Origin of the sequence: Bradyrhizobium sp. USDA 4532 (assembly GCF_024171315.1) — a bacterium.
GTDB classification, from domain to species: Bacteria; Pseudomonadota; Alphaproteobacteria; order Rhizobiales; family Xanthobacteraceae; genus Bradyrhizobium; species Bradyrhizobium australafricanum.
Genome location: NZ_JALJZN010000001.1, coordinates 4,973,301 through 4,984,852, shown reverse-complemented (window position 1 = coordinate 4,984,852; position 11,552 = coordinate 4,973,301). Strand labels below are relative to the sequence as shown.

11 protein-coding genes and 1 pseudogene are annotated in these 11,552 nt (G+C 59.6%); 11 read left to right on the top strand and 1 reads right to left on the bottom strand.

Features of this window, described 5'->3' with window-relative positions; all coding sequences use genetic code 11:
* Positions 1-26: 26 nt before the first annotated feature.
* From J2R76_RS22860 to J2R76_RS22830, 7 genes are all read left to right on the top strand, one after another.
* On the top strand, positions 27-284 hold the full coding sequence (locus tag J2R76_RS22860) for a DUF2171 domain-containing protein (RefSeq protein ID WP_244558670.1): 258 nt from the start codon (positions 27-29) through the stop codon (positions 282-284).
* Positions 285-368: 84 nt separating this feature from the next.
* Positions 369-629, top strand: a complete 261-nt coding sequence (locus J2R76_RS22855) for a DUF2171 domain-containing protein (RefSeq protein ID WP_233475597.1) — start codon at positions 369-371, stop codon at positions 627-629.
* A gap of 266 nt (positions 630-895) precedes the next feature.
* Positions 896-1,090: a hypothetical protein gene (locus tag J2R76_RS22850; RefSeq protein WP_038387850.1), complete on the top strand. Its 195-nt coding sequence runs from the start codon at positions 896-898 to the stop codon at positions 1,088-1,090.
* A gap of 223 nt (positions 1,091-1,313) precedes the next feature.
* On the top strand, positions 1,314-2,390 hold the full coding sequence (locus J2R76_RS22845) for a Dyp-type peroxidase (protein WP_076825231.1): 1,077 nt from the start codon (positions 1,314-1,316) through the stop codon (positions 2,388-2,390).
* The gene (locus tag J2R76_RS22840; RefSeq protein ID WP_076825110.1) at positions 2,387-3,205 is read left to right on the top strand and encodes a family 1 encapsulin nanocompartment shell protein; all 819 of its coding nucleotides are present in this window, start codon (positions 2,387-2,389) and stop codon (positions 3,203-3,205) included. Before J2R76_RS22845 ends, J2R76_RS22840 begins: the two co-directional genes overlap by 4 nt.
* A 738-nt stretch (positions 3,206-3,943) precedes the next feature.
* Positions 3,944-5,293, top strand: coding sequence for an IS701 family transposase (locus tag J2R76_RS22835; protein ID WP_253624993.1), 1,350 nt, complete (start codon positions 3,944-3,946; stop codon positions 5,291-5,293).
* Between the two features lie 101 nt (positions 5,294-5,394).
* Positions 5,395-6,744 carry an IS701 family transposase gene (locus tag J2R76_RS22830; RefSeq protein ID WP_253624993.1) on the top strand — a complete coding sequence of 450 codons (1,350 nt, stop codon included), beginning with the start codon at positions 5,395-5,397 and terminating at the stop codon, positions 6,742-6,744.
* Between the two features lie 202 nt (positions 6,745-6,946).
* Here J2R76_RS22830 and J2R76_RS22825 read toward each other — a convergent pair whose 3' ends face one another.
* Positions 6,947-7,432, bottom strand: coding sequence for a MerR family transcriptional regulator (locus J2R76_RS22825; RefSeq protein ID WP_076824976.1), 486 nt, complete (start codon positions 7,430-7,432; stop codon positions 6,947-6,949).
* Positions 7,433-7,515: 83 nt separating this feature from the next.
* On the opposite strand from J2R76_RS22825, the gene J2R76_RS22820 reads away from it, so the two are divergent.
* The 4 genes and pseudogenes from J2R76_RS22820 to J2R76_RS22805 all read left to right on the top strand — a co-directional run bounded on the left by J2R76_RS22820 (position 7,516) and on the right by J2R76_RS22805 (position 11,550).
* Complete coding sequence (locus tag J2R76_RS22820) at positions 7,516-8,754, top strand: NADH:flavin oxidoreductase/NADH oxidase family protein (RefSeq protein ID WP_253588163.1); 1,239 nt, start codon at positions 7,516-7,518, stop codon at positions 8,752-8,754.
* 220 nt (positions 8,755-8,974) lie between these two features.
* Positions 8,975-9,811 carry an acetoacetate decarboxylase family protein gene (locus J2R76_RS22815; RefSeq protein ID WP_253624992.1) on the top strand — a complete coding sequence of 279 codons (837 nt, stop codon included), beginning with the start codon at positions 8,975-8,977 and terminating at the stop codon, positions 9,809-9,811.
* Positions 9,812-9,856: 45 nt separating this feature from the next.
* Positions 9,857-10,703, top strand: a pseudogene (locus J2R76_RS22810) (alpha/beta fold hydrolase).
* Positions 10,704-10,767: 64 nt separating this feature from the next.
* Complete coding sequence (locus J2R76_RS22805) at positions 10,768-11,550, top strand: type 1 glutamine amidotransferase domain-containing protein (protein WP_309143552.1); 783 nt, start codon at positions 10,768-10,770, stop codon at positions 11,548-11,550.
* Positions 11,551-11,552 lie beyond the last annotated feature (2 nt).

Genomic DNA, 11,552 nt, shown 5'->3' with positions numbered 1-11,552 from the left:
AGACATGGAACGAGCAGGTGCAATTCTTGAAGAAGCATCGGATCAAGGAAGGCATGGAGGTCGTCGGGTTTGACGGTGTGCAGATCGGTGTCGTCGATAGCACCGAGGGCGACCGTATCAGGCTGAAGAAAAGCGAAACTGGCGGCGGCCGGCACAGACGACATCACCACTATATCGGCATGGATTTCGTCGACAGCGTCACGGATCACAAGGTGCGGCTCTGCTCTGACGCCGATATCGTCGAACTCTTTGAGGAAGAAAAGTCGGGCCGCCCGGTCAAGTGATTTGGTTGCGCGTGGTCCGCGGTTACGCAGTCGATATGGATTATGGCTCGCGTGACCGCTGCAATGGATTTCAGGGAGAAAGGTATGGCCATGAACAAGATCAACGGCGGTATGGAAGTAATCGGCGCTGACGGAGTGCATGTCGGCACGGTCGATCAGGTCGAAGGTGATCGTATCAGGCTCAGGAAGAGCGACAGTTTCGGGCACCACAAAGGACATCAGCACTATATCGAGCTGGGATTCGTCGCCGGCGTCGAGGGTAACAAGGTGCGCTTGTCCGCCAACGCAGACATTGCGGTGACACTGGAAGAAGAGCCGTCAGGACGTCCTGTCGATCTTGGATAGCCGGGATAGTGCAGCGGGACCGCTGCGGCCGCTGTTGTCTGGGGCAAGACGTTTCGATTTCACAGAGGCGACAACGGGCTCGACGCTGCGCGAGCCCGTTGCGCCCGCAGCGTGGACAATTTGTCCATGCTCGATCGGACAGTTTGTCAGATCCGGTCGGTCAGGTCGGCGTAAGCTCTTGATATCTCGATGCACCCAAATTGGCATGGCGGTTGCTCCGTAGCCGATGAATGGCTCGATAGAGCAAGAGGGAAAGCATCGACGCGATGGAAGAATACGATCTCTACATCAATGTGAAGAAGCCGGCGATCGGGATCTACGTCCGCAAGGGCGCGCAGCTCCCGGACCTCGCGGACAAGGGCGACTGGGTTTTTGACGGGACCTCCGCTCAGGATCTTTTGCCGCCGAGCGTGATCGAAGGTGTCAAGGCCGATGGCCATGCCTTTCGGGACATGGATTGACCGGCCCTCGGCCTGATTGGTCGGAGTGAACATCTCAAGGGATGCCAGCGGCCTTGTGTGTTCGTTATCCCGATCGCCCTGCCGGTGATTTCCGCACGACGCCTCGTTCGAGAAGCTCGTCGATGCCAACGACCGCTGGCCGCGCCGAACGCGCGGGCCGTGTTCAGCCGGACGGGCCAGCCCGGAGCATCAAGTGCGCCGAGCAGGCCGCCAAGGAGTGATTGTGTCAGCTGTCGTCCCACAACCCGTCGTCGCAAGACTGACGCGTGCCGCGATATTTCTCGTCGTCCGGATCAATCCCGGAAAGGACAGCGAGAATGCGGTGCGCGGTCTATGTGCCCTTCTGTCGGCACTCCTGCGAGCCGTCGGATTTCGCGATCCGGAAGCGCGGCTATCATGTGTGATGGCTCTCGGCTCCGATGCCTGGGACCGACTGTTCGGTGATCCGCGGCCCAAGTATCTTCATCCTTTCAGGGAAATCCATGGGGTGCATCACGCAGTCTCCACGCCGGGCGACATCCTTTTTCATATCCGGTCTGTCCGCATGGATCTATGCTTCGAGCTCGCCTCACAGATCATGTCCCGGCTGGGCAAGGCTGTGACGGCGATCGACGAGGTTCATGGGTTCAAATATTTTGACGATCGCGATTTGCTTGGATTTGTCGATGGAACCGAGAACCCGTCCGATCAGGACGCGGTTGACGCGACGACCATCGGACAGGAGGACCCTGCATTCGCCGGCGGAAGCTACGTCATCACCCAGAAGTATCTGCACGATCTGCAGCGCTGGAATGCGATATCAACCTCGGAGCAGGAAAATATCATCGGTCGTCACAAACTGTCGGACATCGAGCAGGACGATGCGGCCAAGGCGCCCTATGCACATAATGTTCTGACGACGGTCGTCGAAGACGGCGAGCAGCTTGAGATCGTGCGCGACAACATGCCTTTCGGTGAGATCGGCAAGGGTGAATTTGGCACGTACTTCATAGGCTATGCGCGCTCGCCCCACCGGATCGAGCAGATGCTAGAGAACATGTTTGTCGGTCGGCCGCCCGGCAACTACGACCGGCTGCTGGATGTCAGCCGCGCCGTTACGGGGGCGCTGTTCTTCGTACCGTCAGCGACATTTCTTGACGACGTTTCGCCTGAAGACAATGACGCCGCGGCAGCCAGCGGGGAAGCGCCGGTTTGCGCTGAGCAGCGTGGAGCAGGCTCGTCAGATACAGCTCGCACATATCCGCCCGTCAACGACGGGTCGCTTGGAATTGGGTCTTTAAAACAAGAAGGCGAACCATGAATAATCTTCACCGCCAACTCGCTCCCATATCCGACGCGGCCTGGGCTCAAATCGAGGAGGAGGCTTCCCGTACCCTGAAGCGGCACCTTGCCGGGCGGCGCGTGGTCGACGTCCCCGAAGCCAAGGGGAGTGGCTTCTCGGCGGTGGGCACTGGCCATGTCAAACAACTTCCGGCTCCAGGCGAGGGAATGATGGCGCAACAGCGCGAGGCGAGGGCGCTCGTCGAACTGCGCGTTCCATTCCAGCTCTCGCGTCGGCAGATCGATGACGTTGAGCGTGGCGCCCTGGACGCCGACTGGACGCCGGTCAAGGATGCTGCCCGCAGAATCGCATTTGCCGAAGACCGCGCGATTTTCGATGGATATGCGGCTGCAGGGATCGAGGGCATTCGCCAGGCCAGCAGCAATGCAGGATGCATTCTTCCGACAAATGCGAAAGCCTATCCCAGTGCCGTCGCGCAAGCGGTCAGTGAACTCAGACTTGCCGGCTGCAATGGGCCATATGCCCTCGTCCTTGGGGCAGAGGCGTACACGGGCGCCAGCGGCGGAAGTGACGAAGGATACCCCGTTTTTCACCACCTCGAACGGATCGTCGACGGCGGCGTTGTCTGGGCGCCTGCCATCAGCGGCGCCTTTGTCCTGACGACGCGAGGAGGTGATTTCGAACTGGATATCGGCCAGGACCTCTCGATCGGCTACCTCAACCACACCGACACAACGGTCGATCTCTATTTCCAGGAGGCTTTTACCTTCCGGGTGCTGACCACTGAAGCTTCGGTGGTACTCGCCGCAGCCGAGAAGCAAATGTTGAAATAACGAGTCCTGCTGGCCATGTCAGGTAGACAAGGAGTTAGCAATCAATGGACAACCTGGCCCGGCGGCTGCCTTCTTGATCTTTCTCACTGTTGCCTTGTGATTCTTCTCTCTCAAGCTGCCCGCCATCCTCATAGTTGAGATCTCAGGGGCGCTGCCCCTCGCGCGCGCCAGGGCACGCTCTCACACCCCTGTAGGCTGGCCGATCGAAGTGATCGAGTTCAGTGCGAGTGGAAAGGCGCCAAAGAAATTTGGACCGAACGCCTATCGGTTCGGAGCTTCCCTCACGCTAAGCGTGGTTCTTCCCAGGCGGGGATGGACGCTGGTCAAGCAGACAAAGAACTACGCATATCTCATACCACCCGAAGATCAGCCAGGCCCCAACTTCCGTATCTCAATAGCAGTTCCACCCGCTTCAGAATGCTTGGCCATCGCGAGTAGGTGTTACGCTCGTGCCGAATCCTGGGCATACCAACTTGGCGAGTGGCCGGCATGGTATCTCCATGAGCGAAACCGCGACCAGCGCCGCTTATGGCGTGACCCGATGACAACAGAGACAGTATCAGAGTTGCATCCAGCCCTCCGGAATCCAGCCTTTCCATCGGTGAGTGGGGTATCTGGGAGATGCACGTCACCGGGGTGGCTGGGCACTTCGTGATCGGACGCGCCCCTCCTACTAGCACTACTTTGGCAGATTGTTGATTTTGCCGCGTTTTATAGGATTCCCGAATCAATTTTTCAATGATTCATGGGTGGTCGGCTCTGGGAGGGCTGACCATGCCCGGATGGGAAGACGAACTCGAACGCTGGCTGATGCCGTTCTTGGACCGGCTGGGTCATAAGACCCGGCAGCGGATGTGTCCTCTGTATGTTGCGGGATTGATCGGTCCGGGCGATCGCAAGAGCGTTCAGCCGATGGCGGAACGCCTTGCCTCGGGCAACTACGACCAGTTGCACCATTTCATTGCGGACGGTGTCTGGGACGCGACGCCGCTGGAGACAGAACTGCTCAACCAGGCGGACCGACTTGTCGGCGGCAGGGATGCGGTGCTGGTTATTGATGACACCTCACTTCCTAAGAAGGGTGAGCGCTCGGTCGGTGTTGCGGCTCAATACGCGTCGGCTCTCGGTAAAACGGCAAATTGCCAAACGCTGGTGTCTTTGACGCTTGCTCGCGGCGAAGTGCCCGTGATGGTCGCGTTACGTCTCTTTCTGCCTGACAGTTGGACAAGCGACATATCTCGTTTGAAGCGCGCTCGCGTGCCAGTCGAACATCGAACGGCACGGTCCAAGCCCGAGATTGCTCTAGCCGAGATTGACCGCGCGATGGCAGCCAACGTGCGCTTTGGATGTGTGCTGGCGGATGCAGGATACGGCCTCAGCGCACCGTTTCGACAAGGGCTAACAGAGCGCGGGCTGACCTGGGCTGTCGGCATCCCTCGGCACCAGAAAGTGTATCCGGTCGATGTGAAGCTCATTTGGCCGATTACCAAAGTCCGCGGAAAACCACGAAAGCACCACGTGCCCGATATCTTATCGATTGCCGCAGAACAAATGCTCGCCAGCGCCAAATGGAAAACCGTGAGTTGGCGTAGCGGGACGAAAGGTCGGCTTAAAGCCCAATTTGCTGCTCTCCGTGTCCGGACCGCCGACGGCTCTCCGCAGCGGATATGGGATAAAGGTCAGCAGCATCTCCCAGGCGACGAAGCCTGGCTCATTGGCGAGCAACGTGCGTCCGGGGAGAAGAAATACTATCTGGCCAACCTTCCGGCGGCGACGGATCTGCGCACGCTGGCCGCCACCATCAAGGCACGGTGGATTTGTGAGCAGGCGCATCAGCAGTTGAAGGAGGAACTTGGACTTGATCACTTCGAAGGGCGATCATGGCAAGGTCTTCATCGCCACGCCTTGATGACAATGATTGCCTACGCCTTCCTGCAACATCGTCGCCTCGCATACGCGGGGCGGAAAAAAAAGAATCAACGGGCCTCCGCCTCAGCCAACCATGCCAGCCGTACGTCACGCCATCGTCGATCTCATCCTTCGGCCGCCGTCTCAGCAGTGCCCATATTGCCGAAAGCAAATCCGTGAAAAACAGCGGCGAAAACACAATCTGCCAAAGTAGTGCTAGCACTACTTTGGCAGATTGTTGATTTTGCCGCGTTTTATAGGATTCCCGAATCAATTTTTCAATGATTCATGGGTGGTCGGCTCTGGGAGGGCTGACCATGCCCGGATGGGAAGACGAACTCGAACGCTGGCTGATGCCGTTCTTGGACCGGCTGGGTCATAAGACCCGGCAGCGGATGTGTCCTCTGTATGTTGCGGGATTGATCGGTCCGGGCGATCGCAAGAGCGTTCAGCCGATGGCGGAACGCCTTGCCTCGGGCAACTACGACCAGTTGCACCATTTCATTGCGGACGGTGTCTGGGACGCGACGCCGCTGGAGACAGAACTGCTCAACCAGGCGGACCGACTTGTCGGCGGCAGGGATGCGGTGCTGGTTATTGATGACACCTCACTTCCTAAGAAGGGTGAGCGCTCGGTCGGTGTTGCGGCTCAATACGCGTCGGCTCTCGGTAAAACGGCAAATTGCCAAACGCTGGTGTCTTTGACGCTTGCTCGCGGCGAAGTGCCCGTGATGGTCGCGTTACGTCTCTTTCTGCCTGACAGTTGGACAAGCGACATATCTCGTTTGAAGCGCGCTCGCGTGCCAGTCGAACATCGAACGGCACGGTCCAAGCCCGAGATTGCTCTAGCCGAGATTGACCGCGCGATGGCAGCCAACGTGCGCTTTGGATGTGTGCTGGCGGATGCAGGATACGGCCTCAGCGCACCGTTTCGACAAGGGCTAACAGAGCGCGGGCTGACCTGGGCTGTCGGCATCCCTCGGCACCAGAAAGTGTATCCGGTCGATGTGAAGCTCATTTGGCCGATTACCAAAGTCCGCGGAAAACCACGAAAGCACCACGTGCCCGATATCTTATCGATTGCCGCAGAACAAATGCTCGCCAGCGCCAAATGGAAAACCGTGAGTTGGCGTAGCGGGACGAAAGGTCGGCTTAAAGCCCAATTTGCTGCTCTCCGTGTCCGGACCGCCGACGGCTCTCCGCAGCGGATATGGGATAAAGGTCAGCAGCATCTCCCAGGCGACGAAGCCTGGCTCATTGGCGAGCAACGTGCGTCCGGGGAGAAGAAATACTATCTGGCCAACCTTCCGGCGGCGACGGATCTGCGCACGCTGGCCGCCACCATCAAGGCACGGTGGATTTGTGAGCAGGCGCATCAGCAGTTGAAGGAGGAACTTGGACTTGATCACTTCGAAGGGCGATCATGGCAAGGTCTTCATCGCCACGCCTTGATGACAATGATTGCCTACGCCTTCCTGCAACATCGTCGCCTCGCATACGCGGGGCGGAAAAAAAAGAATCAACGGGCCTCCGCCTCAGCCAACCATGCCAGCCGTACGTCACGCCATCGTCGATCTCATCCTTCGGCCGCCGTCTCAGCAGTGCCCATATTGCCGAAAGCAAATCCGTGAAAAACAGCGGCGAAAACACAATCTGCCAAAGTAGTGCTAGGCCGTGTACTCATAAACCGGCGGCGAAGTCCGCGTGGCTTCAATACGGACCTCCTTTGCGCAACCGCAGAAAATATCGCGATGGGCCAACAGCCAACGATGTTAGCTCAGTTCAAAAAGGCGCACATCGCCGCCCGCGCGGTCGATGATGATTCCAGTGCATTTAGCCGGCTCTGGGACGTCGACGACGCCTTGTTTTGCCGAAAAGCTTCACGTCACCGACCGTCACTGTTGGTCTCTCCATCTCCTTGCCTAGCAATTGCGACAGCACCCGCCGTGCGTTGGCAGCGCAGTCGATGTCGTCAGGCCTCGCTTCGATGTCCTTGATAAGCGCAACCAGTTGCTCCTTGCTCTGCGCGAGCCGCGCCTCCAATCTCCCGATATCCGCCACCTTGCGACGGAGTGTGTCGATTAGCACAGGATGATCCCACTGCTCGAGATCGGACGGCAGCAGCGAACGAATTTCGTCGAGGCTGAATCCAGCGTTCTGCGCAGTTGTGATCAATTCGAGCATCAGCACCGCCTCCGGAGGATAGGTCCGATAGCCGTTCGGCAGCCGTTCGACCGTCTTCAAAAGCCCGGCGCGCTCATAGAAGCGGATCCGCGAGTTGGTCAGCCCGGTTCGCTTCGCCAGTTCCCCGATATTCACCGCGAACAATCCTCGAAAAAGGGTTGACCTTCAACTTAACTTAAAGGTTATGGTCTGTCCAACTTTCTGCTTGGAGATCCATAATGTCGCTGTTTTCCCCACTGGCGCTGCCTAGTGGCGCCGTGATCCCGAACCGCGTCGCCAAGGCGGCGATGGAAGAGAACATGGCCGATGCCGATCATGCGCCATCGGCCGAACTGATCCGCCTGTACCAGGCCTGGGCCGCGGGCGGGTCGGGCCTGATCATCACCGGCAATGTGATGGTCGATGCGCGCGCGATGACCGGTCCGGCCGGGGTCGTGCTGGAGGACGATCGCTTCCTCGATCGCTTCAAGACGTGGGCGAACACCGCACGCTCGGGCGGCGGCCAGGTCTGGATGCAGATCAATCATCCCGGCCGCCAGATGCCGGCGGGACTCGGACAGGAGACGTTGGCGCCATCCGCGATTCCGCTCGACCTTGGCGCGCAGTCCAAGGTCTTCCCGATGCCGCGTGCGATGACAGCGGCCGACATTGCCGAGGTGGAACGCCGCTTCGTGGCCACCGCAGCCCTCGCGGAACGCGCGGGCTTCACCGGTGTCGAGATCCACGCGGCGCATGGCTATTTGCTGAGCCAGTTCCTGTCGCCGCTCGCGAACCACCGCACGGATCAATGGGGCGGCAATCTGGAGAATCGCGCACGCTTGCTGCTCGATATCGTGCGCGGCGTGCGGGCGACGGTGTCGTCTGGCTTTGCGGTGTCGGTCAAGTTGAACTCGGCCGACTTCCAACGCGGTGGCTTCTCGCCGGAGGATGCTCAGGCCGTGGTTGCGATGCTTGCGCCGCTCGGCGTCGATCTCGTGGAGCTATCGGGCGGCAGCTACGAGGCGCCTGCCATGATAGGCTCGGCGCGCGACGAACGCACACTGGCGCGCGAAGCCTATTTTCTCGAATTCGCGCGCGAGATCGCCGCGGTCGCAACGATGCCGTTGATGGTCACGGGCGGCATCCGGCGCCGTGAAGTGGCGGAAAACGTGATCAAGAGTGGGGTGGCCATGGCAGGAATCGCGACCGCACTCGCGATCGAGCCGAACCTGCCGCACAACTGGCGGCTCGGCAAATCGGACGCTCCAAAGCTCAAGCCGATCACCTGGAAGAACAAGCCGGTCGCGTCTTCGGCGTATATGGCCGCCGTCCGCTACCAGTTAGTCCGCCTTAGCCGAAACCGGCGCAGCGCGCCTAACGTATCGCCGGTCTGGGCGTTGCTTACCTCGCAGATGCAGGCAAAGCGCAGCGCGCGCCAATATCGCCGCTGGGTGACGGAACGAAAGGCGGCGGCTTGATGGCAGATCGCCGGGATCGCAACCAGCGGAGGGAACCGCAATTAATGCTTGAGCTTAAACTGGACTACAACGTTACCATCCCGTCCGCTGGCGGGACGAGCGGCATACCATGGGCCGTCCGCCGGCCTCGCTTATCGACGAAAGTCATCGTTCATGGCTAAAGACCTAACGGAAGTCGAGTTCGCCGGTCACAAGGTCATGGTGCCGAAAGGCGGCTACTATGACCGCTTTCGCTCCAATCCCGAGCTCGACGAGGTGGCATCCAACCGCCGGCAATATCGATTTCTTCCGGCGCATCCCGAAAGTGATGGTTCCGTCGCGGATCGGCCCGACGTGGGCGCCCAACTTCTACTACCGCACCAGCAACGTGCAGGCTTTGATGCTCGCGCCGCTCAAGAAGCTGCGTTCGATGTTGCCGTCGCCGCTTGAGCCGCTGCATGCGCTGCCCGGATACGGACTCGTAGCGCTCACTTTCTTCTCCTACGCGGTCTGTGACAACGATCCTTATAACGAGGTATCGGTCGCCATCGTCATCCGCCGGCCAGGCGCGCGTGGACCACACGTGCTGGAACTGCTCGATTCGATACGGCGGCAGAGCTTCTTCGCGCATGTGCTGGCGTTGCCGGTAGATACCGAGATCGCCCGCGTGCGCGGAGTCTATGGCTATCAACTACCGAAATGGCTGACCGATATAAGGCTTGATGTCTCGTCGAACGGCATCACGGCCAGCATCGCAGCGACCGACGGAAAATCGGACGTGACGTTGACCGCACCACTGCCGACGCTTCGCCGGATAACATCGCAGTCGCGCCTCTCAACTAACACTTCGATCGGGCTGGTGGATGGCGAGTGGCGGCAGACACAGTTTGTTACCAACCCTATCGAACTCGCACAGACGCTGTTTCCGCGCGATGTTAAACTGTCGCGCGCCGGCGGTCCGATCAGCCAGTTGCTGAACGGGTTAGGCGTGGGCACCATCTTGCGGTTCGATGTCGTCAAAGACGCGCAGATGGTCTTGTACCTGCCGCGTTCATTGAACGCTCTGCCCGCGATTTGAAAGCGACATCACCGGATTGGGCCTGTCAACAAAGGAGAAGTCGTCATGGCATTCGTTAAAACAAAGGACGGGACCGACATCTTTTACAAGGATTGGGGGCCAAAGGACGCGCAGCCTATCCATTTCCACCACGGCTGGCCGCTCAGCGCCGACGACTGGGACAACCAGATGCTGTTCTTTCTCAAGCAGGGTTTTCGCGTCGTCGCGCACGACCGGCGCGGCCATGGACGGTCAAGCCAGGTCAGCGAAGGCCACGACATGGACCACTATGCCGCCGATGCGTCGGCGGTCGCCGAGCATCTTGATCTTCGAAACGCCATCCATATCGGCCACTCGACAGGTGGCGGGCAGGTTGCGCGCTATGTTGCGCAGCATGGCCAACCACAAGGGCGCGTCGCCAAGGCGGTGCTGGTCAGCTCAGTGCCACCCCTGATGGTCAAAACCGACGCGAATCCCGAGGGGACGCCAATCGCCGTGTTCGATGGTTTCCGCGCGGCGCTTGCCGCCAACCGCGCTCAGTTCTTCCTCGATGTGCCCGCCGGTCCCTTCTACGGATATAACCGGCCGGGCGCCAAGCCCTCGCAGGGGGTCATCGAGAACTGGTGGCGGCAAGGCATGATGGGAAGCGCGAAGGCTCACTACGAAGGCATCAAGGCGTTCTCGGAAACCGACCAGACCGCGGATTTGAAGGCGATCACCGTCCCGACTCTCGTGATGCAGGGCGACGACGACCAGGTGGTCCCCTATGGTCCCCTACAAGGCGGCAGCGCTCATGCAGGACAAGCTGCTGCAAAACAGCAAATTGATCATTTATCCCGGTTTCTCGCACGGGATGCTCACGGTCAACGCAGATGTGATCAACGCCGATCTTCTCGCGTTCATCCGTGGATGAATGACGCGCGCCGGACTATCTCCGGCGCGCTCCTTTCTTCGGGCTTTTCGAAGGTATTGCAACAATGAGTAGGCGTGTTCTCCATGTCGTCAGCAACGTCGCCTACTATGACGATCGGTCGCACCCGACCGGGTTGTGGCTGTCCGAACTGACGCACGCCTTCGATGTCTTCGCGGAAAAAGGTTACGAACAGAGGATCGTGAGCCCGAAGGGCGGATCGTCTCCGCTCGAACCTCGCGCGCTCAAATGGCCGCTCCTGGACGCCTCGGGAAAGGCGTGGCTGGCGAACAAGAGCCGCATGGCGCTTCTGTCGGCGACGGCGCGGCCTGATGAGATCGACCCAGCGGATTACGATGTGATCTATTTCACCGGCGGTCACGCAGTCATGTGGGATTTTCCGGACAGCGAAGGGCTGCAAGAGATCACTCGCGTCATCTGGGAGCGTGGCGGCATCGTCTCCGCCGTCTGCCACGGCTATTGCGGCCTGCTCAACACAAAACTCTCGGATGGCAAGCTGCTGGTCGCCGGCAAGCGCATCACCGGTTTTTCGTGGCGCGAAGAAGTGCTGGCCGGAGTTGCGAAATACATGCCCTATAATGCTGAGGCCGAGATGAAGCGGCGCGGAGCGCGCTACCACGCGTCCCCGCCGAATTTCGGGCGGGCAACTCGGCAGTCAACGTCAGTCCTGATCTGCTTTGGATTTGCGTGCGCGCCGTCGCTCTTGCGGGCCATCTGCTCAATTCCTTTAGTCAGGAATAACGGAAGTTGCCGTGAACATCTGTTCTCCCGATACCAACAGAAATACCAACAAATCGAACGGCCGGGATCGGATGAGAACAAACGGTGACG

What these genes read in the sequence shown, in the direction of transcription:
- J2R76_RS22855 (WP_233475597.1), top strand. Translation starts at nt 369, where the DNA reads ATGGCCATGAACAAGATCAACGGCGGTATGGAAGTAATCGGCGCTGAC.
- J2R76_RS22850 (WP_038387850.1), top strand. Translation starts at nt 896, where the DNA reads ATGGAAGAATACGATCTCTACATCAATGTGAAGAAGCCGGCGATCGGG.
- J2R76_RS22840 (WP_076825110.1), top strand. Translation starts at nt 2,387, where the DNA reads ATGAATAATCTTCACCGCCAACTCGCTCCCATATCCGACGCGGCCTGG.
- J2R76_RS22835 (WP_253624993.1), top strand. Translation starts at nt 3,944, where the DNA reads ATGATTCATGGGTGGTCGGCTCTGGGAGGGCTGACCATGCCCGGATGG.
- J2R76_RS22830 (WP_253624993.1), top strand. Translation starts at nt 5,395, where the DNA reads ATGATTCATGGGTGGTCGGCTCTGGGAGGGCTGACCATGCCCGGATGG.
- J2R76_RS22820 (WP_253588163.1), top strand. Translation starts at nt 7,516, where the DNA reads ATGTCGCTGTTTTCCCCACTGGCGCTGCCTAGTGGCGCCGTGATCCCG.
- J2R76_RS22815 (WP_253624992.1), top strand. Translation starts at nt 8,975, where the DNA reads ATGACCGCTTTCGCTCCAATCCCGAGCTCGACGAGGTGGCATCCAACC.
- J2R76_RS22805 (WP_309143552.1), top strand. Translation starts at nt 10,768, where the DNA reads ATGAGTAGGCGTGTTCTCCATGTCGTCAGCAACGTCGCCTACTATGAC.